Annotated in this window: 28 protein-coding genes and 1 other annotated feature; of the genes, 13 read left to right on the top strand and 15 right to left on the bottom strand. The window is 36.3% G+C overall.

Annotated features, from left to right (window positions below):
* Nucleotides 1-57: 57 nt before the first annotated feature.
* Genes IGJ18_RS01975 through IGJ18_RS01965 form a run of 3 tightly spaced genes read right to left on the bottom strand, consistent with a single transcriptional unit; the run spans nucleotide 58 to nucleotide 865 of the window.
* Nucleotides 58-207 (bottom strand): hypothetical protein, encoded by a 150-nt coding sequence (locus IGJ18_RS01975; RefSeq protein ID WP_164906922.1) that lies wholly within the window; start codon nucleotides 205-207, stop codon nucleotides 58-60.
* A 3-nt stretch (nucleotides 208-210) separates the two neighbouring features.
* Entirely contained in the window at nucleotides 211-636 is a 426-nt protein-coding gene (locus IGJ18_RS01970; RefSeq protein ID WP_128436384.1) for a hypothetical protein, read from the bottom strand.
* Nucleotides 637-664: 28 nt separating this feature from the next.
* Nucleotides 665-865, bottom strand: coding sequence for a helix-turn-helix transcriptional regulator (locus tag IGJ18_RS01965; RefSeq protein WP_071855678.1), 201 nt, complete (start codon nucleotides 863-865; stop codon nucleotides 665-667).
* Between the two features lie 107 nt (nucleotides 866-972).
* Here IGJ18_RS01965 and IGJ18_RS01960 point away from each other — a divergent pair, with 107 nt between their 5' ends.
* Together IGJ18_RS01960 and IGJ18_RS01955 are read left to right on the top strand one after the other, a co-directional pair.
* Entirely contained in the window at nucleotides 973-1,185 is a 213-nt protein-coding gene (locus IGJ18_RS01960; RefSeq protein ID WP_128436381.1) for a helix-turn-helix domain-containing protein, read from the top strand.
* Nucleotides 1,186-1,277: 92 nt separating this feature from the next.
* The gene (locus tag IGJ18_RS01955) at nucleotides 1,278-1,499 is read left to right on the top strand and encodes a hypothetical protein (RefSeq protein ID WP_010738498.1); all 222 of its coding nucleotides are present in this window, start codon (nucleotides 1,278-1,280) and stop codon (nucleotides 1,497-1,499) included.
* A gap of 217 nt (nucleotides 1,500-1,716) precedes the next feature.
* Here IGJ18_RS01955 and IGJ18_RS01950 read toward each other — a convergent pair whose 3' ends face one another.
* The 3 genes from IGJ18_RS01950 to IGJ18_RS01940 all read right to left on the bottom strand — a co-directional run bounded on the left by IGJ18_RS01950 (nucleotide 1,717) and on the right by IGJ18_RS01940 (nucleotide 2,570).
* Nucleotides 1,717-1,866 (bottom strand): hypothetical protein, encoded by a 150-nt coding sequence (locus IGJ18_RS01950; RefSeq protein WP_164906921.1) that lies wholly within the window; start codon nucleotides 1,864-1,866, stop codon nucleotides 1,717-1,719.
* A gap of 145 nt (nucleotides 1,867-2,011) precedes the next feature.
* Entirely contained in the window at nucleotides 2,012-2,296 is a 285-nt protein-coding gene (locus IGJ18_RS01945; RefSeq protein WP_010738250.1) for a hypothetical protein, read from the bottom strand.
* Between the two features lie 55 nt (nucleotides 2,297-2,351).
* Nucleotides 2,352-2,570 (bottom strand): hypothetical protein, encoded by a 219-nt coding sequence (locus tag IGJ18_RS01940; protein WP_010738501.1) that lies wholly within the window; start codon nucleotides 2,568-2,570, stop codon nucleotides 2,352-2,354.
* Between the two features lie 163 nt (nucleotides 2,571-2,733).
* On the opposite strand from IGJ18_RS01940, the gene IGJ18_RS01935 reads away from it, so the two are divergent.
* The 6 genes from IGJ18_RS01935 (at nucleotide 2,734) to IGJ18_RS01910 (ending at nucleotide 6,742) form a co-directional block, all read left to right on the top strand.
* Nucleotides 2,734-3,474, top strand: coding sequence for an XRE family transcriptional regulator (locus IGJ18_RS01935; RefSeq protein WP_010738502.1), 741 nt, complete (start codon nucleotides 2,734-2,736; stop codon nucleotides 3,472-3,474).
* A gap of 1 nt (nucleotide 3,475) precedes the next feature.
* Nucleotides 3,476-3,709 (top strand): hypothetical protein, encoded by a 234-nt coding sequence (locus tag IGJ18_RS01930; RefSeq protein WP_010738503.1) that lies wholly within the window; start codon nucleotides 3,476-3,478, stop codon nucleotides 3,707-3,709.
* Nucleotides 3,710-3,946 (top strand): type II toxin-antitoxin system RelE family toxin, encoded by a 237-nt coding sequence (locus IGJ18_RS01925; protein WP_010738504.1) that lies wholly within the window; start codon nucleotides 3,710-3,712, stop codon nucleotides 3,944-3,946. It begins immediately after the preceding gene.
* A 140-nt stretch (nucleotides 3,947-4,086) separates the two neighbouring features.
* Nucleotides 4,087-5,166, top strand: coding sequence for an LPXTG cell wall anchor domain-containing protein (locus tag IGJ18_RS01920; RefSeq protein ID WP_010738505.1), 1,080 nt, complete (start codon nucleotides 4,087-4,089; stop codon nucleotides 5,164-5,166).
* Nucleotides 5,167-5,269: 103 nt separating this feature from the next.
* The gene (locus IGJ18_RS01915) at nucleotides 5,270-5,584 is read left to right on the top strand and encodes a hypothetical protein (protein ID WP_010738506.1); all 315 of its coding nucleotides are present in this window, start codon (nucleotides 5,270-5,272) and stop codon (nucleotides 5,582-5,584) included.
* A gap of 12 nt (nucleotides 5,585-5,596) precedes the next feature.
* Nucleotides 5,597-6,742: a site-specific integrase gene (locus tag IGJ18_RS01910; protein WP_325821998.1), complete on the top strand. Its 1,146-nt coding sequence runs from the start codon at nucleotides 5,597-5,599 to the stop codon at nucleotides 6,740-6,742.
* Nucleotides 6,743-6,819: 77 nt separating this feature from the next.
* Here the strand turns inward: IGJ18_RS01910 and rplL are convergent, their stop codons facing one another.
* The 4 genes from rplL to rplK all read right to left on the bottom strand — a co-directional run bounded on the left by rplL (nucleotide 6,820) and on the right by rplK (nucleotide 9,259).
* Nucleotides 6,820-7,188, bottom strand: coding sequence for a 50S ribosomal protein L7/L12 (gene rplL, locus IGJ18_RS01905; protein WP_010720148.1), 369 nt, complete (start codon nucleotides 7,186-7,188; stop codon nucleotides 6,820-6,822).
* Nucleotides 7,189-7,240: 52 nt separating this feature from the next.
* Nucleotides 7,241-7,744 carry a 50S ribosomal protein L10 gene (gene rplJ, locus IGJ18_RS01900; RefSeq protein WP_438842796.1) on the bottom strand — a complete coding sequence of 168 codons (504 nt, stop codon included), beginning with the start codon at nucleotides 7,742-7,744 and terminating at the stop codon, nucleotides 7,241-7,243.
* 94 nt (nucleotides 7,745-7,838) lie between these two features.
* Nucleotides 7,839-7,964, bottom strand: a sequence feature (ribosomal protein L10 leader region).
* Nucleotides 7,965-8,043: 79 nt separating this feature from the next.
* Nucleotides 8,044-8,733 carry a 50S ribosomal protein L1 gene (gene rplA, locus IGJ18_RS01895; RefSeq protein WP_010720150.1) on the bottom strand — a complete coding sequence of 230 codons (690 nt, stop codon included), beginning with the start codon at nucleotides 8,731-8,733 and terminating at the stop codon, nucleotides 8,044-8,046.
* A gap of 103 nt (nucleotides 8,734-8,836) precedes the next feature.
* A complete protein-coding gene (gene rplK, locus IGJ18_RS01890) occupies nucleotides 8,837-9,259 on the bottom strand; it encodes a 50S ribosomal protein L11 (protein WP_010720151.1) in 423 nt (140 codons plus the stop codon).
* Nucleotides 9,260-9,798: 539 nt separating this feature from the next.
* On the opposite strand from rplK, the gene sdaAB reads away from it, so the two are divergent.
* The 4 genes from sdaAB to IGJ18_RS01870 all read left to right on the top strand — a co-directional run bounded on the left by sdaAB (nucleotide 9,799) and on the right by IGJ18_RS01870 (nucleotide 13,703).
* Nucleotides 9,799-10,467: an L-serine ammonia-lyase, iron-sulfur-dependent subunit beta gene (sdaAB, locus tag IGJ18_RS01885; protein ID WP_010720152.1), complete on the top strand. Its 669-nt coding sequence runs from the start codon at nucleotides 9,799-9,801 to the stop codon at nucleotides 10,465-10,467.
* Nucleotides 10,468-10,480: 13 nt separating this feature from the next.
* Nucleotides 10,481-11,347, top strand: coding sequence for an L-serine ammonia-lyase, iron-sulfur-dependent, subunit alpha (gene sdaAA, locus IGJ18_RS01880; RefSeq protein ID WP_096709617.1), 867 nt, complete (start codon nucleotides 10,481-10,483; stop codon nucleotides 11,345-11,347).
* A 611-nt stretch (nucleotides 11,348-11,958) separates the two neighbouring features.
* Entirely contained in the window at nucleotides 11,959-13,080 is a 1,122-nt protein-coding gene (locus IGJ18_RS01875) for a hypothetical protein (RefSeq protein ID WP_438842795.1), read from the top strand.
* Entirely contained in the window at nucleotides 13,077-13,703 is a 627-nt protein-coding gene (locus IGJ18_RS01870) for an EndoU domain-containing protein (RefSeq protein ID WP_438842794.1), read from the top strand. The genes IGJ18_RS01875 and IGJ18_RS01870 overlap by 4 nt, the downstream gene beginning before the upstream one ends.
* A 19-nt stretch (nucleotides 13,704-13,722) precedes the next feature.
* On the opposite strand, the gene IGJ18_RS01865 is transcribed toward IGJ18_RS01870, so the two are convergent.
* The 5 genes from IGJ18_RS01865 to rpmG form a co-directional block, all read right to left on the bottom strand.
* Nucleotides 13,723-14,703 (bottom strand): hypothetical protein, encoded by a 981-nt coding sequence (locus IGJ18_RS01865; RefSeq protein WP_438842793.1) that lies wholly within the window; start codon nucleotides 14,701-14,703, stop codon nucleotides 13,723-13,725.
* 408 nt (nucleotides 14,704-15,111) lie between these two features.
* The gene (locus IGJ18_RS01860; RefSeq protein ID WP_438842792.1) at nucleotides 15,112-15,996 is read right to left on the bottom strand and encodes an alpha/beta fold hydrolase; all 885 of its coding nucleotides are present in this window, start codon (nucleotides 15,994-15,996) and stop codon (nucleotides 15,112-15,114) included.
* A 243-nt stretch (nucleotides 15,997-16,239) separates the two neighbouring features.
* Nucleotides 16,240-16,785, bottom strand: coding sequence for a transcription termination/antitermination protein NusG (nusG, locus tag IGJ18_RS01855; RefSeq protein ID WP_010720157.1), 546 nt, complete (start codon nucleotides 16,783-16,785; stop codon nucleotides 16,240-16,242).
* Nucleotides 16,786-16,884: 99 nt separating this feature from the next.
* On the bottom strand, nucleotides 16,885-17,055 hold the full coding sequence (gene secE / locus IGJ18_RS01850; protein WP_010720158.1) for a preprotein translocase subunit SecE: 171 nt from the start codon (nucleotides 17,053-17,055) through the stop codon (nucleotides 16,885-16,887).
* Nucleotides 17,056-17,073: 18 nt separating this feature from the next.
* Nucleotides 17,074-17,226: a 50S ribosomal protein L33 gene (gene rpmG / locus IGJ18_RS01845; protein WP_002294578.1), complete on the bottom strand. Its 153-nt coding sequence runs from the start codon at nucleotides 17,224-17,226 to the stop codon at nucleotides 17,074-17,076.
* A gap of 160 nt (nucleotides 17,227-17,386) precedes the next feature.
* Here rpmG and cbpA point away from each other — a divergent pair, with 160 nt between their 5' ends.
* Entirely contained in the window at nucleotides 17,387-18,028 is a 642-nt protein-coding gene (cbpA, locus tag IGJ18_RS01840) for a cyclic di-AMP binding protein CbpA (RefSeq protein WP_010738510.1), read from the top strand.
* The last annotated feature ends 127 nt before the right edge of the window (nucleotides 18,029-18,155 follow it).

Raw genomic sequence — 18,155 nt, 5'->3', positions numbered from 1 at the left:
TATTGAGGAACTCCGTAATCAGGAGTAGTAATCCAATTGTCTAACGACTGCGCAAAATCATTCATGCTTGACCTCTTTTCCTCTTGCTAATACGCAAAGCACAAGCATGGCAATTGCGAACAACAAGCCAAAGATGACGTAGTTTTTTGCTACAAGTACTAACGTTGTAAATAAAATAATCAATAAATCAATTATTTTTTCGTTCATGTACTATCGCTCCTTTGCTATTTTGCTCACACGCTCTTCATATAAACGTAAATATAAATCTTTAAACGCTTGATACGCTTCTTGTACTTGCAGTAACTGCTCTTGCATTAAATCCTTGTTCTTGGTAACACCAAAAACATTCAATGCTATTTTTTTCAATGATTCGTGGATTGTAGATTCAGTTAAAAATTTCCCTTCAGCCACATAGATTGCTCTCAGTGGTTCAAGCATTGTTTTATCAAAATCATCTTCAGTAAAATACTGTTTATTGACTGCGATTATTTCCTCATCTTGGATAGCAACTGGTCTAAACACGTCAAACGTGCGAGTACCGATTAAATTGCGTTGTTCATCTTTCAACTTAGCTCTTAAATCAGCTACATCTTCATATTCGATAATTAGCTGGTGTTTCTTTGCTGTTTCTGCCATTGTTGTTCCTCCGTTATCATGGTATACTTTAGCTAAAATGATTTTTAAAAAGTGCATCAACACTTGTGCCGAGTATTTCGGCTAGTTTGAATGCGGTACTCAAGCTTGGTAGGCGTGTACCGTATTCAAATCTTTGGTATGAAGTTAGCGTAATTCCTATTTTTTTTGCTACTTCATGTTGCTTTAGACCTGCATTTTCGCGGGCTTTTTTTAGTTTTTCGTTATTCAAATCACATCCCACTTTCTTTATTGATTACATCCGATTAGGTTGTAACCTAATTTTATTATACATCCATATCGGTTGTAGTCAAGTATTTTTATTTTGGAGGTTTTCTCATGGAAACAAACATTCCTGACAGATTAAAACAACTTAGGGAAACAGCTAATTTGACTCAATCAGATATGGCCGAAATACTTGATGTAAAGCTGCAAAGTTATCAACGTTTCGAATACGGTAGTAGACGCCCCAGTCTCGATGTATTAATCGTCCTAGCCGACTACTTCGGTGTGTCGCTTGATTATTTGGTCGGTAGAACAGACGAGAAATGATCGCTCAGGCGGTCTTTTTTTGTTGCCACAGTCTTTGATATAATCTCCTTATCAGGGTGACAGACTGAAATATCTGATAGGGAGGTGATTAGATGGATTATCGAGATATTTTGACTGAGCTTAATTATTACTACCCAATAACTGGTAGCGCGAATTTAGGAACTATCAAAGCTGCATTTGCTACCACTGAAAAAGAATATATTGTTTTTCACATTCATGAGAACAATATCTATTCGATCTCAAATATGAAGACTGGCGAACTGTGGACAAATACAAAACTCAAAAAACTAGACGATGGAACCCTTTCTGTTTAGTTTTCCATCTATGGTACACAAGTAATTACTATTGTTTCCATATCACTCCTTGCTATTTCTGATAGCTTGGAGCTCTTTTTTTATTTCTTCTTGCGATACAATAATTTGTTGCTGTTGCTTAAGAAGCTCATTGAGTGCTACCATTTGTAATTCTTCCATTTGACTACCTCCATTTCTGAGTGATAGACTTAAGTTACTAGTTCTTATTTCTCACCGATTAGCGATTGCACTCGCTGGTCGGTCTTTTTATTTCTAACCACTTCTTCTGGCGTTCACGCCATTGTTCCCCTAACAATCTAGGTTTCATTTCCTTGTGGTATTCCTGATTAAGTCTTTGCATCAAGTGTTGATGCTCTTGTAAGGTCATTCGCTCCCTCCTTCGTTTCTCACCGTCACCACCTCCGGAAAGAGGAGTTGCTCATGCCAACGTGTATGTGCGAACTTGATTTTTTAAGGAGAAAACTCGCAACTCCTCTTTTCGGAAGTGGTGAGTGTAGAACAAGTTTAAATATTTAAATTTCAAAAGTTTCTTTTAAAAATCGTTGTAATTCAGTTCGTTCAATTCGAATATCTTGTTCACTCCATTGTTGAATCTTTAAACCTTTTGAAATCCAACCGCTTAATTTGTCATCACCAATTCTCAATATTTCTTTTACTTGAGACTTATTCGGGTAAGGTGGTAATTCAACAGTTTTAGTCAACAAGCTGGATCGCTTTTCGATTTCTTTCAAAACAATAAAAGTAATATTACTTGCTAATTCGTTTTGAATTACTTCATCTGGAATGTTTAGTTGCATCAGTTATACCTCCTACGCTGGTTGTTTGGTTATATTAGAACCACTTTGTATCTTTTTAAGATACAAAGTGGCTAAAAAAAATTTCATCTACTTCTTCTGCTGTCAAATTATATCTATCTTTAATTAACTTGATCTCTGATTGAGTGAATTCAGCACCATTACGTTCATTAATTTTTCCAGAAAAACTTTGTGGAGTAATTCCCATAAAAAGAGACAAAACATTTTGGTTTTCACCGTTTAAAACAATAATAGAACGCAATTTTTCTTTGTTCATATTTCCCCCTCCTAACCTTTTGTATCTTTTAAAGATACTACGAGTATATCATTTACTTGACACTTGTCAACAACTTTTGTATCTTTTTTTTAAACAAATTAAAAACAACTTGAAACAATTTATGAAAAATGTTAATTTTGAAGTGTAGGAAAGAGAGGTAAATATGAGTGAAACAATGGCTGAAAGAATCAAGAGGCTTCGTATCGAGCATAATATGACTCAAGAAGAACTTGGAGAAAAAGTAGGTATTAAAAGAGCTGCTATTAATAAGTACGAGAAAGGTAATGTAGAAAACATGAAACGTTCCATGATTGAAAAAATGTCTTCAATATTTGGTGTTTCACCGGTTTATTTAATGGCACTAGACGATTATAGCAGCTCATCTATAGAAAAAATATACAATCAACTATCACCACCTCGACAAGAGAAAGTCTACGTTTTTGCAAAAAACCAATTGGACGAACAAGAAAAAGAAAATAGTCGAAATAAAAATATCACCTCTTTAGAACAATACAAACAGAGAAAACAACAAAAAAAATCTATGTCCGTATTTTACTGGTGCGGTGCTGTCTCTGCTGGTACCGGGGAATTTTTAGCAGATGAATATAGAGAAGAAATTACTCTCCCTACTGAAATCATTCCTGATGACGCTGACTTTTGTTTAACCGTAAATGGAGCTTCCATGGAGCCTATTTTCCATGATGATGATTATGTGTTTGTCAAAAGACAACTAGAAGTTTTCAGCGGAGCAATTGGAGTAGTTATTTTAAATGGTCAAGCTTTTTTAAAACGCATATGGTTTGAAAACGACATTGCGAGACTTCAATCTTTTAACAGTGATTACGATGATATTATTGTGACTGAAAATGATGATTTTAGAATTATTGGAAAGGTGGTTATGTAAGATGACTACAAAACAAGAAGAATTATCTTATGCTATTAAAAATTTAGATGATGAAGCAACAGAAATTGTCTTACAATTAGTTTATAAACTATCAAATGGAAATGATCTAATTAACGAAGATGGCGAAGTTATCGTTGACGATTTCTATAAAAAACTCTTATCTAGTATTGATGAAACAGACAGTGGTCAAGACTTTACCTATGAAGAATTAAAAAAAGAATTAGGAATTATGTAAATGAAAAAAGTAATTTTCAAAAAACAACCTTTAAAGTTTTTGAAGAAACAAGATGAAAAAACAAAAAGTCGTATTATCAAAGCTATCTATGCTCTACCTAGTGGCGATGTCAAACCATTGCAAGGTCATTCTTCTTACAAACGATTACGTGTTGGTACGTTCCGTATCATTTTTGACGATGATGGCAAAGTATGTATTATTGCTAGAATTGGCAACCGTGGCGATATTTACAAATAAAAAAAGCCCGTGCTACCAACACGGACTACCTAACCGAATTTCCTCGGCTATTGACTGCAAATAAATAATAGCAAGCAAAACTTTTCTTAGGTTATTATCTTTTTCTAAATTTGAAAAGTTTTGTAGAGGAGGGAAAATATATGAAAAAAGCTTTATTGTCGTCCGTCGCTCTATTATCTCTTATTTGTGCATCGCCAGTAGTTTATGGAGAAACAACTAGTGATTCTGGTCCTCAAAAAACTACAGTTTCTTCTGTTGAAAAAAACAGTACTACTACATCTTCTACTACTCCAGTAAAAGATAGCTCGACTAGCAGTACTACATCTTCTAGTACTAAAGACAGCACTAGTTCAAGCTCTTCAGCTAAGACAGAGACTAGTACTACTAGCAAGCTAGAAACACAAAATAGTACTCAAGCATCATCAAGTACTACTTCAAGATCTACTACTAAATCAAGTACTAGTAGCTCAACAGAATCTAGTAGCACTACTAACAGCTCAACTCAAGAAACAACACAATCAAGCGCATCACCTGTTACTACTTTAAAAGCTACATCTAAATCTTATGGAGTAAAACCAGGTGTTACAATCTCAAAAAATGAATTGTTGCAATTAATAACTTACACAAACGGGGATAAAAATAATTTAGATGTCATCATTACAAGTAATTATGCCTACATTTCTAAAAATGGGCAACAAAATTCAAAAGTTTATTACACTGATTTAAATGCCTTGATTGGACCAGCAAACTTAAATAATATTCAGGTAATGACAATTGCCCAAGCTCTAAAACTCGGCTTTACTCCTGCCCAAGGAAATGCAAATAAAAATATCGAAGTTATTAATTGCTCTTTGCCAGGACAATATAAAATTACATTCAGAGATAGAAAAACAGGTTTGAGTACTACAACTACAGTAACTGTCGGAAACCCAGCGTCAGCAGTCGTTTCTGGAAATACTCAAAATTCAGGAACTGTTAATCAAACAACAATGACGACATCATCATCAACAGTAGCTACTCCGAAAACGAATAATGCAACAACTAAATCACCTGCACCTATCGCAACCAAATCATCTGTCGGAACTACCAAGAAAAATCCAGTTTCAACCTCTAAATATACCATGCCAAAAACTGGAGAAAAAGTTAATCATATTCTATCTACGGCTGGTGTGCTTATGACTTTAATTGTTGGTTCTGTTGCTTTAATTTGGAAATTCTGATAAAAAAGAGAGCTGATGCTCTCTTTTTCTAAAAATGATTAAAGAAAAGCCTTCGGGCTTTTCTTTTACAACGATAAGAACATACATTCGAAAGGAGAAAAACATGCAATATCAAGAATTCAAAGAATGGTTAGAAAACAACTCTAATTCAAAACATATATTTTTAACAAAATGGAAAGACTATCAAATATCAAAAAATAGTAAACGAACCGGAAAAACAAAAAAGTGGGATGATGATAAAATCATTCGCACTGGTGAAGAAGAATGGAAAAAAATCGTAATGAATACCTATCAAAAGCTTAAATCTCATTTAGGAATTCCAAAATACAACGGATACCAAGAATGGATTGATTTCATAGAAAAAAACGAGATTTTAGAATCATTTGACAATAGTATTTTAGAAATAGAATTAGAATAGGAGTTGAATTTTATGGCTATGATCAAACAATATCAAAAGAAAAATGGTGAAAAAGCGTGGTACTTCAAGACATATCTTGGTATTGATCCATTAACTGGAAAAAAGAGATATACAACTAAAAGAGGATTCAAAACACAAAAAGAAGCGAAAATCGCACTAGCTAGACTAGAAGTTTTAGCTACAGATAAAAAACTAGTAAAAGACAATAACTACACTTTTACACAAGTAAAAGATATGTGGATTGAACAATATAAACCAACAGTCAGAGAAAGTACTTACTTACGTGTTAAGTTTTTGTTTGATAAAAACATTTCAACTTTTTTTGGAAATAAAAAAATACAAAGCTATAACATAGCTTACTGTCAAGAAGCTATCAACAAATGGAAAGAACAATATTCTACCTATAAAGCTTTAAAATGTTATACATCTGCAGTTTTTGATTATGCAAAAAAAATGAACCTAATTAAAGAAAATCCTATGAAAGAAGTGACTTTTTCAAAAGGAGAACGCAAGCAAAAAAAGACTAAATTAAAATATTTTGAAAAAGAAGAATTACAAGATTTTCTTGAATGCTGTCAAAAAGACAAATTCCTTATAACTTATCCTCTATTCAGAGTTCTAGCTTTTACAGGAATACGAAAAGGTGAAGCATTAGCATTAACTTGGGACGATGTAGATTTTTTTAATAAAACACTTGAAATCAATAAAACTATCACGAGAAATTCAGATAATAAATTTATTTCTACACCACCAAAAACAAACACATCTATTAGAAAAATTTCGCTAGATGACGAAACACTAAATATTTTGAAGACATGGAAAACTCAGCAAAAACGTTATTTACTTGCCCATGGTCAACATGCTAAAACAAAGAATCAAATAATTTTTTCTTCTAAAAACAATAATTATATAGATATAACTCGACCTAATATTATTTTATCTAGAATATGCAAAGAACATAATTTCAATGATATTACCATACATGGCTTCCGTCATACACATTGTAGCTTATTATTTGAAGCTGGTTTGTCTGTCAAAGAAGTTCAAGAAAGGTTAGGACATTCAGATATTCATACAACAATGAACATATACACTCATGTGACTAAAAAACAAAAAGAAAGGTCTGCTGATAAATTTGCAGCTTATTTAAATTTTTAAAAAGTATGGTCAAAAAAATAAAAAAAGGCTAAAAACCTTAAATATCAAGGTTTTCAGCCAATTAAAAATCAATAAAATTATTTAACAGTTACAGATGCGCCAACTTCTTCAAGTTTAGCTTTTAATTCTTCAGCTTCTTCTTTAGATACGCCTTCTTTAACTGGTGCAGGAGCTCCGTCAACTACAGCTTTAGCTTCTTTCAAGCCTAAGCCAGTTGCTTCACGAACTGCTTTGATAACTTTAACTTTTTGGTCTCCAGCTGCAGTTAATTCTACAGTGAATTCTGTTTGTTCTTCAGCAGCAGCAGCGCCACCAGCAGCAACTGCAGCTACAGGAGCAGCAGCAGATACGCCAAATTCTTCTTCAATAGCTTTAACTAAGTCGTTAAGTTCTAGGATAGTTGCTTCTTTTAACTCAGCAACAATGTTTTCAATGTTCATTGCCATTATAATTTCCTCCGTTTTAGATGTTCGTATTTTTATTTATGCTATGCGGCTATTAAGCTGCATCTCCATCTTCTTTGTCTGCCACTGCTTTGACAGCGTAAGCCACGTTGCGGACTGGCGCTTGTAGTACAGATAGCAACATAGATAGAAGTCCGTCGCGGTTTGGCAATTTTGCCAATGCTGTGATTTCTTCCAATGAAGATACTTTACCTTCGATGATACCGCCTTTGATTTCTAATGCTTTTGCTTCTTTAGCAAATTCGTCCATGATTTTCGCTGGTGCTACAACGTCTTCGTTACTAAATGCAACGGCTGTAGGTCCAGTGAATACTTCGTCTAAGCCTTCTAATCCAGCTTTTTTAGCGGCACGTGAAAGGATTGAGTTTTTGATAACTTTCATTTCTACGTTTGCATCACGAAGTTGTTTACGTAAACGAGTCACTTCATCAACAGTTAAACCACGGTAGTCAACTACGACTACAGAAGCTGCTGCTGTAAATTTTTCGCTCACTTCATCAACGATTGCTGCTTTTTTTGCGATAATTGCTTCACTCATTTTTGAGTTTCACCTCCTGAATTTTGATGGAAGAGTTTTTACACTTGATCATTGACCGAGTATTGTTCATCATCTACTCACTTCGTTCTTAGTGATTCACAATAAAAAAACTCTATGCCACCGTAGACATAGAGGGACTATTGAAAGTATTCAATAAACGTCCTCGGTAGGAAATTAAGGCTACGCCACCTACTGTCTTCGGTACAAGTTAATTATTAACCTCAACTAGCTTAGCATGCTAAACTAGTTGAGTCAAGAATTATTTTTCAGTTGGATCAATCAACGTTCTAATTCAAGAATTAGAAAGAAGCTTGGTCTACATGGATACCAGGTCCAAATGTTGTTGTAACTGTGATATTTTTCATGTATTGACCTTTAGCTGCTGATGGTTTAGCTTTCACTAATACATCATGGATTGTTGCAAAGTTTTCAACTAATTTTTCATTGTCGAATGATACTTTACCGATTGGTACATGGATGTTTCCAGCTTTGTCTACGCGGTAAGTAACTTTACCAGCTTTTACTTCGTTAACAGCTTTTGTTACGTCCATTGTTACAGTACCTGTTTTAGGGTTTGGCATTAAGCCTTTAGGTCCTAAAACACGTCCTAGACGACCAACAGTTGCCATCATATCAGGTGTAGCAACAACTACGTCAAAGTCAAACCATCCGTTTTGGATTTTTTGAACCATGTCGTCGTCACCAACGAAATCTGCACCAGCTGCTTCAGCTTCTTTTGCTTTGTCTCCTTTAGCAAAAACTAAAACAGTTTGTGTTTTACCAGTTCCGTTTGGTAATACTACAGCACCACGAATTTGTTGGTCTGCTTTTTTAGGGTCTACGTTCAAACGGTATGCAACTTCAACAGTCGCGTCAAATTTTGCAATGTTTGTTTCTTTTGCTAAAGCTACAGCCTCGGCAACAGGATAAACTTTACTTGAATCAACTTTTTTTAATGCGTCTTGCATTTTTTTGCTCTTTTTAGCCATTTTGGTTCCTCCTTGATTGTGGTTATAACGGTTGTACCTCCCACGTGTTCTATATCTTTCAATACAGAGCCAACTGAGAAGCTACTTTCTTAGGGTGTAGCGATTATTCTACAGTGATCCCCATGCTTCGTGCAGTTCCTTCAACCATGCGCATAGCTGCTTCGATGTCAGCTGCGTTTAGGTCTTCCATTTTTAATTCAGCGATTTCTTTTACTTGATCGCTAGAAACTTTAGCAACTTTAGTTTTGTTTGGTTCGCCTGAACCTTTATCGATTTTTGCAGCTTTTTTCAATAATACTGCAGCTGGTGGTGTTTTTGTAACGAATGTGAATGAACGGTCTTCGTATACAGAAATAACAACCGGAATGATTAAACCTGCTTGATCAGCTGTACGAGCGTTGAATTCTTTAGTGAATCCCATGATATTGATACCCGCTTGACCTAGTGCAGGACCTACTGGTGGAGCTGGAGTTGCTTTACCTGCAGGAATTTGCAATTTAACGATTTTTTCTACTTTCTTTGCCACGAGACATACCTCCTTAAGTCCGTGATGTGGTTAATTGGAGATGCATATTTCTCCTCCCACGTTTTCACTCATAATCCTTCGATTATCAGTCAAAATAATGCATATGACAATGCACACTGATACAGTATAGCAAATATATTCTATTTTTCAAGATTTTTTTCTGATAAATGTTTAATTTATTGCTTGAACCTCTAAAAAAAAACTAAAAATCAACAGGAAGTCCACCTCATCTTCCTTCTTTTGTGATACACTTACGCTGAAAAGAAAACAAGCGAAAATACATAAGGTAGCACTACCGCTCACTCATTAGTAATTTAGAAATTTCTGCTTTCTTCTATTTAAAAATATAAAAATATTGTTCGATATATTTTCATAGCTATCATTGATGCGTTTCCTAGATTAATGCACGCTTGTGAAATATTTATTTAATTTAACTAATGTAGTTTATGGTTCAAAAATGATGAGGAAACGAGTAAGTGAGCTATACACAGTTCACTTACTTTTGCTGGGGTGTTTATCTATTTTAAAGAGGTGGAAAAATGAAAGAATTAAGATATCGTAGTGTTTTTGACATTATTGGTCCAGTCATGATCGGTCCAAGCAGCTCTCACACTGCTGGAGCTGCTCGAATCGGCAAAATCGTCCGTAGTATTTTTGGGGAACAACCAGATTCTGTGGATATCTATCTTTATGAATCATTTGCAAAAACCTATCGGGGACACGGAACAGACATCGCCTTAGTTGGTGGTTTGTTAGGCATGGAACCAGATGATGAGCGTCTGGCAGATTCACTGCAGTTAGCTTATGAAGCAGGAATGGAAGTTCTCTTTGTGCCTAAGGGTGAAAAAGCAGAGCATCCTAACTCCGTTAAACTATTGTTGAAAAAAGGAAAACGGAAGCTTTCAGTCACTGGTATCTCGATTGGTGGCGGAAATATCCAAATCTCGGAATTAAACGGCTTCAAAATCTCATTAAGCATGGGAACACCGACCTTTATCATCGTTCATCAAGATGTACCTGGGATGATTGCTAAAGTAACGAATATCCTTTCAGAAACAAATACAAATATCGGTACAATGACTGTTACACGAGAATCAAAGGGTGAAAATGCCATTATGATTATCGAAGTAGATGATCCACAAGTAGATGACACTATAAGTAAACTAACGCAATTACCGAAGATCGACAGCGTTAATTATTTTGATTAAAGGAGGAAGAAAGATGTTTTTCTCTATTGAAGAGTTGGTTCGCCAAGCAGAAAATTATCCTAGTGTCGCAGAATTAATGATTGCTGTTGAAATGGATATGAGTGGTCGTCCACGAGAACAAATCATTGCAATCATGGAAAAAAACCTCAGTGTCATGGAACAATCCATCGCTGAAGGAAACGAAGGTGTAACGTCTGTGACTGGAATCACTGGCGGCGATGCCCAAAAACTAGCTCGTTACTTAAAAGAAGCCGACTTTTTAAGTGGTGAAACCATTTTGTCAGCAGTCCGCAACGCTATCGCTGTCAACGAAGTAAATGCAAAAATGGGGTTGATTTGTGCCACCCCTACAGCAGGAAGCGCTGGTGTTGTACCTGGTGTTCTCATGGCTGTCCGTGACCGATTGTCTTTGACCCACGAACAACAGATTGAGTTTCTTTTTACCGCTGGTGCCTTTGGATTAGTCATTGCCAATAACGCCTCCATCAGTGGTGCAGAAGGCGGATGCCAGGCAGAAGTTGGTTCAGCAAGTGCAATGGCCGCTGCCGCCCTAGTCTGTGCAAAAAATGGCACGCCCCATCAAGCAGCCCAAGCTATCGCAATTACGCTGAAAAACATGATGGGTCTGATTTGTGATCCTGTCGCAGGCCTCGTTGAAGTCCCTTGTGTTAAAAGAAACGCCCTCGGCTCTTCTCAGGCATTCATCTCGGCAGATATGGCCTTAGCAGGAATCGAAAGTGTCATCCCACCAGATGAAGTCGTCGCAGCGATGTATCAAGTAGGTCGTCAGATGCCAGCCATCTTTAAAGAAACGGCTGAAGGTGGTTTGGCGGTTACACCGACAGCAAAACGTTTAACAGCCGAACTCTTGAATCACTAACAATAGTTTCCTTATAAAAAATGAATAGTTATTTGTTTCATGTGAGGGTGTGTTGATTTCCCTCATCTTGAGCAATAAAAAAAGGCTCTTTTAAAATCGTTTTTCGCATTTTAAAAGAGCCTTTTTTTATTGTCAAAGAGTATTTCTATTTATAAGCCATCGTAAAAACACATGATTTACACCACCTTGCTCATGTTTGCTCATTATAGAAGAACTTTTTTTCTTTTTTTTTGGAAAAATAAGGTGTTAGAGAATATTCATTTTCAAATAAAACGCTTTCTTTGTTTTGTACACTTGTGGTACCAAATACAAAGGAGTGATAAAAAATGAAAAACAAAAAATTAACTTGGGGCTGTTGGTGGCTTGTCCTCTATCTCTTACTAACAACGATACTTCCACCTAGTATCATAGCTTTTGCGACCGATCATACCCTTCATTCTGCAAGTAGAGAAGCACCAGTGACGTTCACACTACCTAATGCGCTTTCGTCTCCCGAGTAACCACAAAAAATAACAGAAATAGAAAAACTCAAATTTGAAAAAGACCCATCTTCTTTATCGAGTCAACGAAACGTCTTCGATAATTTGATCTTAAATGACTACATAGATTTAATGTATGGCCCAGCGTTCCTACCGTTAAGCACCCGTTTCAATCTTGCACCGATCGCACCAATTATTCAAGCGGTCACCTTAGCAGAGTTTACTACCCCGTATCTCAAACCCGGTGCACAAGAAACCGCCCTTAGTCAAGCTTATCGTCTCACACAAAAGAAGTTGTTACGACATACCCTTGCTGTTTTTGACGAAATCATTGATCATCCAGAAAATCCTACCGATTTAGACGAATTTAGCAAAATGGAAATGGCTAGCTGGATTGCTTTACAAAACCAATTTATCGATTACTTAAATGTCAGTCCCGATCTGTCAGGCTATCAACTCATCAAAACCAAAGAAAAATTGACTTTTCGACCAAAAACAACTGATGGACAAAGTTTATTAGTTTATCTAGAGAATTCGATCAATAATTACTACCCCGGGAACATCAAAATTCCACCTAGGATCGGCTCATTACAAGAAATCACGTTTGTTCCTTCGATGTGGACCGATAAGCAAGTGAATGCTACTTTTGCATTTACTGCCTATGATCATGAGAAACAAACCTACAATAACTACAGTTCTAATACGATCAATATTGCCATCGAAACAGATTTTGCTACCTTCCTTAACCAAATGGACACACCTGAGACCGTACTACAGTTCTTTTTGAATCATGCAACCGTTCAAATAGGTGCGATCCCACCAACCGATGTTGATACCGTCAATCGTACAGGAAAAGACATCACCGGAGCAATGATCAAGGAACGAGATCAGCTGATTAACCAATTTCCCGAAACATTTCATACCAATTTCTTTCGAATCGTTGCCCAAGCCAACGGACAGGATTTAGTACTCAATCGAGAAGGTATGTTCGTTTATCGCGGGACACAAACCGTTGTGCCGATGGAACAAATCACGATCGGCTATAACCAACAAGTCATCTATTCTTTACGGAAAGTCCAGAAATTTTTTGGTATTTACGCTACATACTATGCATTAGCTGATGGCTTTTATGACGAGGAACGAACCGATGCCTTACCTAAAACCTTAAATGACGACACGGTAAATATCTTAGAAGAGATTGGTGGCAACGTCTTAAGGAACCTACCGAATTGCGCATCAAGCAATCCGAGATGAAAATTGAACCACTGGATGTGCTTTTAGTGGCGATGTGTCTGCCGTGGAGTGAGATGCGTTCCTTATTGACCACGGTCGAACGAGGAGAACTCCTCGGAGCGGTTGAAGTTGAAGAAGCACAAGTAAAAACGATTCTAGCAGTAGAAGAAGAAGCCCTTCTCAAAGGGTGCCCGAATAAAAGTATTGTAGAAAAGATCCAGCCTACAAAATATTTTAAACGGAAAACCCTCAATCATCTATCTGGCGAGGTCAAACCAGGAAAAAATGGTGTTCCTGATCTGTCAGGTGCGCATTCAAGACACCCAGATTTTTATAGAAAAGAAAGCGGCATTATCTACGAACCAGTCGGGAAAGTAACAGAAGGTATGCCTTATGAAGCAAAAGTAAAATATGCGGGGGAATACAAGAAAGCTAATTCTACTGTTTTTCCCGATGATTGGGGTGCAGAAAAAATCATGCAAGAAGTCGAACAAATCATTTCCGAAACGACCTTTAATGGCACCGGAAATAAACCATTCAGCGGAAAAGCAAGCAACGGTCTTTTTGAGATCCAAGGTCATGTCAATATCAAAGAAAATGGAAAAATAACGATTTCCACCGTCTATCCTCTTGTAAAAAAATAGAAAAAAGTTGGGACTTTGCTTACTCTAAGTCCCAACTTTTTTGATAGCGTCTTATTTCTGTTTGAAAATCTGCAGGAGTATATAAATGTCGCCAATAATAGTAGTTATAAAGGCTAAATTTATTCATTATTCTTAGGATTTCTTCCGTAAATTCTTGAGATAGTCCTAAGTATTCCCTGCTAGGGATTCCTCCTCTAAAATAGTCCCCATGGTACCCATAACCTAAGGAATAAGGGGTTGAAGCATATAAAATCGTATCCTCATAATAGACGGTATACTCTGTATCTGCTAACCCCGCTCGCGGATCATCGGGATCATCCTCTTCCGGATCAAAAGGACACTCGGATAAAAACAGTCCATCTTCTGGGCCAAAATCAATAAAATCCTCATGGTAGACCACGGACAAGTGCGGATCAAGCTCAGCTAATTCTTGAGCCATTTGTTCTGTGGTTCGTCGGACAAATTCAGGGTCTCGTTGTTTTGGATCAATAAAAAGGAGTGTACGCGCCTCGTTATTTGTTTTTTCGGGGATCAAGGATACTCTACTATTGATTTTATTGATTTCTGCTTGAAATTGGGTTACTGAATAAAGATCCCGCCAGTAATGAAGATTTTGGATCTGATATTCATGGATGATCGATAAAATCTCAGGATCAATGCGTCTCATCAAAGACCAAAAGGGATCTTTATCTCTCCCTTTTCTCGTATAAGTTTTATCTATGACCTCACTATACGGTGTGATCACATAAATAGGAAACCCATTTAATCTCAAAACATATTCATAGTAAACAAAGTGTTCCATTGGATGATTCGGCACTCGTGGATCCCAATAAAGTGGAGCTAATTGGGGAAACACTTCTGGGCCATAATCAACAAAATCATCAAAATGTTCTAGTGTTAATCGTTCATCAATTGCTTGGAATTGCTTGGTTAATTTAGCAGTCATTTCTTGAATATCTTTTTGTGGTCTTCGTTGAGGATCAGGGAAAAAAACTCTCATGCTCATTTACTCCTTTCGCTAGCTTCTATCTTTTATTATTTCATAGAAAATGCTGAAACACGGGTACATTTTTCCTTATTTTTCGAAAAAAAAGTTTCTTAGAGGCTGAGCTTAAAATGTTGATTATCCAAAGATAAGCAGAAAGTTCTCGAAGGTGCTCCTTTTGTATCTCTGTTTATTCGTTTTTATCCATGCTAAAGAGCTCGGGACGACCTTTTTGTCCCAAGCTCAGCGACTATCGAATAATTAGAGGTTACTGGACTGATCTTCGTAACAAGCGCTACTTTTCTAAAAAATAGAAAGCGACTGAAAATCCAACATGCCATTCCTGCCGATTGCCATAGTTTTTTTATGATATATCAATAGTTTAAAAATATATTTATATACTTTAACAACCTATTTTTTTCATTAGTCGATGTTCCAAAGAAACTGGCGCGTGAGGGCATCAACTTCTTTATTCTCATGAAGCATACTATGCGTTACGTTCTCCCCTGTGATCACTTTTTCTTCCACTTGATTTCCATGTTGCTTCAATAACGCATACACTGCTAAAGCGCTGCTTAATGGCACCGTGCCATCACTTAAATCCGTCTCACTCACTTGTCCTGCAAGCAATAAGATTTGTGTAGTGGTTGGCACATTGCCAATAAGTTGTTGATAGTCTTGATAACGACTAGAAGCTATCGCTGGACCATTAGCTAATTCATCGCTGATACTTTGCCCATTATTTTCTTCAAAGTCATTGAATGGTGCGGCAATTGCCACGAATTTATCCACTTTAGGCAACGTTTGATCTTGTCCATAAGTAGCTAAATACCGAAGACCACTGACGCCCCCCATCGAATGTCCTACCAGATTCACTTGATTGATTCCATACGTCTGTTGCAAATAACTTAAGCAGTCTTTGATCCATTCTGTTTGGTTCCATTCATTATTTTTATTATCTACAAATAGAACTTGGATCATTGGATTATCTGCTTCTTTTGAAAGTTCTCCTTCTGCCTGTACATTGCCATTGACATCAACCGTCAATGTTAATTCTTTTTTCCCACTCTCTGATGATTCCAGGCGCTGGATCATTCCTTTGAATGAATTAACTGTCCCACTATAGCCATGGAAAAACAAAGTAGGGGTAGTCGATTGCGTTTCCTTTTCTTTCGTTGCTTGCGTTGTTTCAACTGTTTTAGCAGCTTCAGACGACTGACTTGTTTCTTTTGTCTGACAGCCACTTATAAAAAGAACACTGACCATCAATAAAAAGCCGACGATTCCAGACTTTCTCCAATTTTTCATTGTTTCTCCTTTCTAATTTGATCGATTCTCTGACTAGCATTCTCAATTTTCCACTGACAAATCGGCTCAAATTCCCAACCTATATTAGTGGTTATTCGTGAACGACTTGAAAAAATAAACCGAAATATTGCAAAAATAGGTTAAACAATTTTTGCAAATCTCGGTTTCAATCTTTTAGTCGTGATGCTATCTGATCGTCGCATGGATTTCTATTTAAAAATCCATCCTCAGATAGTTGAATACTTAGTCGATTTTATCTACTTGTTCAAAATCAAGTTCAGTACTTGTTTCACGACCAAACATATCAATATTAACTTTTAGTTTTTCTTTTTCTTCATCTACTTCAGTTACTTGACCTTCTAAGCCTGCAAAAGCACCTTCGATGATCTTGATTACTTCGCCAACTTCGATCTCTAGATCTGTTTGACGAAGACTCATACCGATTGAACGTAAGATGTGACTTACTTCTTCTGGCAATAATGGAGCTGGCTTACTACCTGCACCATGTGACCCTACAAATCCTGTTACACCAGGTGTATTACGTACAACATACCAAGAAGCATCTGTCATAATCATTTCTACTAAGACATAACCAGGAAATGTTTTATGAACGATTTCTTTTTCTTTTCCGTTCTTTACTTCTTTCTCAGTTTCTTCAGGAACAACTACACGAAAAATAAAGTCAGCCATTTTCATACTTTGCGCACGTGATTCGATATTTGCTTTTACTTTGTTTTCATAACCAGAGTATGTATGTAGTACATACCAATTTTTTTCAAAAGATTCCATTAAAGGCTCCTCATTTCGTTGTAAAATAAAAAAACCCCAGTTTCCCGAAGTTTTTCTTCACGTTGATTATAGCACGATATCCTTGCTTTTACTAGCGACTTATTTTAGTAAGTAAGCAAATAAGCTTTGGATCGCTGTGTCCATTACGAAAAACATCACACCAAAGATAATTGATGTTTCAATGACAACTAGTGTGTCTTTGCGTAATTGTTTGCCACTAGGCCAAGTCACTTGTTTCATTTCATCTTTTACACTTTTAATGAATTTCATTGCGGGCCCTCCTGTCCTCTATTTTGTTTCTTTATGTAATGTGTATTGATTACAATATTTACAAAATTTATTGATTTCCAAACGTTCGCCACTTTTTCCTTCACTAACCGATTTGGTATAGTTTCTAGAACCACAAACGGAACAAGCTAATGCTGCTTTCTTCTTTGCCATCCGCTCCTACCTCCTCACTGAAAATCAAAATTATACTCATTTACAGTATCATGGAAAAGATTTTCTGTCAATTCGAGATTGAATAACCTATTGTTTTATAATTAATTATGATATGATTAATTTGAAATTAAGTAAAAATGAGATACATGGAGGTAACTTTATGCTACTAAAAACACTCGTATATAAGAAAAAAGATTTAACAACTGTCACAGAAACTAGTACCTTGGAAGAAGCCTTAGCGATTCTAGAATCCTCTGGTTATCGTTGTGTGCCAATTTTAGATGCTTCAGGAAATATTTTCCGTGGAAATATTTACAAAATGCACATTTATCGTCACAAAGCGAATGGTGGAGATATGACTTTACCCGTCACCCACCTCTTAAAAAATGCAACAAAATTCATTTATTTAGATACTTCATTCTTTAAAATATTTTTTACGATCAAAGAGTTGCCTTATATTGCTGTTCTTGACAATGACAATCATTTCTACGGTATTTTGACCCACAGTACATTGCTAAACATGCTTTCACAATCTTGGAGCGTAGAACAAGGCAGCTATGTTTTAACGATTGCTTCTACTGGAAAACAAGGAGATTTAGCTACGATCGCTAAAATCATCGCAAAACATAGTAGTATCGCAAGTTGCATCACGTTAGATATTGAAAAAGAAGAATACATCCGTCGTACACTGATCACGTTACCTGCACATACAGATCAAAAAGTTTGCGACACGATCGTGAACCATCTTGAAAAGAAAAATTACAAAGTGATCGAAATCGAAAATTTACAAAACCCTGAATAAATGTGTAAAGGATCAGTCAACTTTACGACTTTACGATAGAAAAAAACATACTAAGATTAGCGGATAGAATCAATAACGGTTGGTTCAATCCGCTAATTTTTCAGAAATAAAAACAGTAGCTAAAGAT

The organism is Enterococcus sp. AZ078, assembly GCF_051714985.1.
GTDB classification, from domain to species: Bacteria; Bacillota; Bacilli; order Lactobacillales; family Enterococcaceae; genus Enterococcus_B; species Enterococcus_B hirae.
Note: the sequence above shows the minus strand (reverse complement) of the source record. Positions and strands in the feature narration are given on the sequence as shown.

Excerpts from the sequence above, each read along its gene's own strand:
- rpmG (WP_002294578.1), bottom strand. The coding sequence starts at position 17,226 with ATGGCAAAGAAGAAAGCAGCATTAGCTTGTTCCGTTTGTGGTTCTAGA.
- secE (WP_010720158.1), bottom strand. The coding sequence starts at position 17,055 with ATGAAATTCATTAAAAGTGTAAAAGATGAAATGAAACAAGTGACTTGG.
- IGJ18_RS01935 (WP_010738502.1), top strand. The coding sequence starts at position 2,734 with ATGAGTGAAACAATGGCTGAAAGAATCAAGAGGCTTCGTATCGAGCAT.
- IGJ18_RS01860 (WP_438842792.1), bottom strand. The coding sequence starts at position 15,996 with ATGAAAAATTGGAGAAAGTCTGGAATCGTCGGCTTTTTATTGATGGTC.
- rplL (WP_010720148.1), bottom strand. The coding sequence starts at position 7,188 with ATGGCAATGAACATTGAAAACATTGTTGCTGAGTTAAAAGAAGCAACT.
- IGJ18_RS01950 (WP_164906921.1), bottom strand. The coding sequence starts at position 1,866 with ATGACCTTACAAGAGCATCAACACTTGATGCAAAGACTTAATCAGGAA.
- sdaAB (WP_010720152.1), top strand. The coding sequence starts at position 9,799 with ATGAAAGAATTAAGATATCGTAGTGTTTTTGACATTATTGGTCCAGTC.
- IGJ18_RS01910 (WP_325821998.1), top strand. The coding sequence starts at position 5,597 with ATGGCTATGATCAAACAATATCAAAAGAAAAATGGTGAAAAAGCGTGG.
- IGJ18_RS01920 (WP_010738505.1), top strand. The coding sequence starts at position 4,087 with ATGAAAAAAGCTTTATTGTCGTCCGTCGCTCTATTATCTCTTATTTGT.
- rplJ (WP_438842796.1), bottom strand. The coding sequence starts at position 7,744 with ATGAGTGAAGCAATTATCGCAAAAAAAGCAGCAATCGTTGATGAAGTG.
- IGJ18_RS01955 (WP_010738498.1), top strand. The coding sequence starts at position 1,278 with ATGGATTATCGAGATATTTTGACTGAGCTTAATTATTACTACCCAATA.
- IGJ18_RS01875 (WP_438842795.1), top strand. The coding sequence starts at position 11,959 with ATGTATGGCCCAGCGTTCCTACCGTTAAGCACCCGTTTCAATCTTGCA.
- nusG (WP_010720157.1), bottom strand. The coding sequence starts at position 16,785 with ATGGAATCTTTTGAAAAAAATTGGTATGTACTACATACATACTCTGGT.
- IGJ18_RS01940 (WP_010738501.1), bottom strand. The coding sequence starts at position 2,570 with ATGAACAAAGAAAAATTGCGTTCTATTATTGTTTTAAACGGTGAAAAC.
- IGJ18_RS01865 (WP_438842793.1), bottom strand. The coding sequence starts at position 14,703 with ATGAGAGTTTTTTTCCCTGATCCTCAACGAAGACCACAAAAAGATATT.
- cbpA (WP_010738510.1), top strand. The coding sequence starts at position 17,387 with ATGCTACTAAAAACACTCGTATATAAGAAAAAAGATTTAACAACTGTC.
- sdaAA (WP_096709617.1), top strand. The coding sequence starts at position 10,481 with ATGTTTTTCTCTATTGAAGAGTTGGTTCGCCAAGCAGAAAATTATCCT.
- IGJ18_RS01930 (WP_010738503.1), top strand. The coding sequence starts at position 3,476 with ATGACTACAAAACAAGAAGAATTATCTTATGCTATTAAAAATTTAGAT.
- IGJ18_RS01975 (WP_164906922.1), bottom strand. The coding sequence starts at position 207 with ATGAACGAAAAAATAATTGATTTATTGATTATTTTATTTACAACGTTA.
- IGJ18_RS01945 (WP_010738250.1), bottom strand. The coding sequence starts at position 2,296 with ATGCAACTAAACATTCCAGATGAAGTAATTCAAAACGAATTAGCAAGT.
- IGJ18_RS01925 (WP_010738504.1), top strand. The coding sequence starts at position 3,710 with ATGAAAAAAGTAATTTTCAAAAAACAACCTTTAAAGTTTTTGAAGAAA.
- IGJ18_RS01970 (WP_128436384.1), bottom strand. The coding sequence starts at position 636 with ATGGCAGAAACAGCAAAGAAACACCAGCTAATTATCGAATATGAAGAT.
- IGJ18_RS01870 (WP_438842794.1), top strand. The coding sequence starts at position 13,077 with ATGAAAATTGAACCACTGGATGTGCTTTTAGTGGCGATGTGTCTGCCG.
- IGJ18_RS01960 (WP_128436381.1), top strand. The coding sequence starts at position 973 with ATGGAAACAAACATTCCTGACAGATTAAAACAACTTAGGGAAACAGCT.
- rplA (WP_010720150.1), bottom strand. The coding sequence starts at position 8,733 with ATGGCTAAAAAGAGCAAAAAAATGCAAGACGCATTAAAAAAAGTTGAT.
- IGJ18_RS01915 (WP_010738506.1), top strand. The coding sequence starts at position 5,270 with ATGCAATATCAAGAATTCAAAGAATGGTTAGAAAACAACTCTAATTCA.